The organism is Cryobacterium shii (genome assembly GCF_004402595.1).
Taxonomy (GTDB): Bacteria; Actinomycetota; Actinomycetes; order Actinomycetales; family Microbacteriaceae; genus Cryobacterium; species Cryobacterium shii.
The window spans coordinates 1-1,993 of the sequence record NZ_SOFY01000052.1; the positions used below are offsets into that span (position 1 = coordinate 1).

Sequence of the window (1,993 nt, forward strand, 5' to 3'; positions counted from 1 at the left end):
CCGACAAGGAGGAACCCACAACCGAACTCGGCGCCCTCAGCGCCTAGAAATCCAAGAATCACGCGGAAAACCCGTTACACCACACATTTGGACTTGACCAGCTGTCGACGCTCGTTGAAAGGTAGTCCGTTTGCGCTCGGCGAGTTCTCGGCCTCGTCGCAACACTCCACCAAGATTTGGAGTGTGAAGATGGCTAGACGTGGGCGCAAGAGAAACCTCAACCGCGAAGACGAGTATTGGGAATTCATACTCGCCGGGATCGGACCGATCGCAGCCGCGAAGCGCGTCGGGATCGGACGCACGACCGGCCACCGTTGGCGATCTCAACGTGGCGGGATCGCCCTGTTAGCGGCCATGCCAAACTGCCCATAGGCGGCCACGGAACTGCCCGCTGACGGCCAGTAGAACTGCCCGTTGGTGGCCATGAGATCTGCCCACTTCTTGTTCTGAACCCTGCTGCTTAAGCGGCGGGAGCCTCTCCCTGGGGTTTGATTGCGGTGTCTAAGACGCATCAAAGTCGCCCAGGAAGAGGCCCTGAATGAAGCATGACGGNTGGCGGATAGTCGTATTTGGTACGGGTAGTCCACGTAGTTGGTATGACCTGCCGCGGAGTTCTCGGACAGTGGGCCCTCTTAAAATGAGGGACTACTGAAAGTAGAGATCAGCATGACCGCATCACGTCGGAAATTTACCCAGGAGTTCAAGGACGAGCTGTGCCGCGAGGTGATCAACACATCCAAACCAATCAAGGACGTGGCCACCGCATACGGCGTCGGCCCGGAGACTCTGCGCAACTGGTTGATCAAGTACCGCGAGGCCAACGGCGGCACGGAGGCGGATCTGACGGTGTCGGAACGGGCCCGGCTGAAAGAGCTCGAGCGTGAAGTTCAGGAGCTGCGGGCGGAGACCGCTTTCTTGAAAAAAGCCAGCGCTTACTTCGCCCGGGAGCAGCGGTAGTGAGCAAGTATGAATTCATCGATTCCCAAAAATCAGAGCCCGCCAACCTGAATTCGGTGGTGAAAATGTGCCTGTGGTTGACCGTCTCGACGTCCGGTTTCTATCACTGGGCCACGCGTCCGCAATCGGCCACCGCGGCCCGCCGGGAGACCCTGATAGCCCGGGTCCAATACTTCTTCGAGGAGTCCGAGGGCACCTACGGGTACCGGCGCATCCACGCCGACCTCGCCGCGGAAAAGACCGAGTGCTCACCCGAGCTGGTACGGCAGATCATGCGCCACCAGGGCCTGGTGGCCTGTCAGCCGCGCCCATTCCGCATCACCACCGCCGCTGACGCTGAGGCCGCCGCGAGCATGCCCGACCTCGTCAAACGGGACTTCACCGCCGACCGCCCCGGGGTGAAGTTCGTCGGCGACATCACCTACATCCACACCTGGCAAGGGTTCATCTACCTGGCCACCGTCATCGACTGCTACTCCAAGAAAGTCGTCGGCTGGTCCATCGCCGATCACATGCGCACCGAGCTCGTCGCCGACGCTCTCAAGAACGCCGCCGCAACGAGCCAGATCGAGCCTGACGCGATCTGGCACTCCGATCGGGGCAGTGTCTACACCTCGACCGATTTCAGGGCCTTGGTGACTAGCCTGGGCATGCGCTCGTCGATGGGACGCACGGGCGTGTGCTGGGACAACAGCATGGCGGAATCGTTCTTCTCGATGCTCAAGAACGAGCGCGTCTACCGGACCGTTTATGCGACCAAATCACAAGCTCGCAGCGACGTCATTCGCTACATCGAGGGGTTTTACAACAGCCGGCGTCGGCACTCCGCTCTCGGTTACCGGCGTCCTAACGAAGTCCACTATGGTTATCAACAGTCAGCCCTGGCAGCGTAGAAGAATCCACTAATTCCGCTGTCCGAAATCCCCGCAGCAGCTCAGACGCCTCTCCGGCCGGTTCCGCTTCGCGAACCTCCCCACCGGCGCCACCCTCGACGACTTCGACCTCGCCGCCGCCTCCGGCATCGACCGCAACCTGC

Annotated in this window: 1 protein-coding gene; it reads left to right on the forward strand. The window is 60.8% G+C overall.

Annotated features, from left to right (window positions below):
- The first annotated feature begins 666 nt into the window (after window positions 1-666).
- Window positions 667-1,850, forward strand: a protein-coding gene (locus E3O49_RS09955; protein WP_134366157.1) for an IS3 family transposase whose coding sequence is annotated in 2 segments (ribosomal slippage) — window positions 667-928 and window positions 928-1,850 — 1,185 coding nt in all. Because the reading frame shifts where the segments join, the coding sequence is not laid out codon by codon here.
- Window positions 1,851-1,993 lie beyond the last annotated feature (143 nt).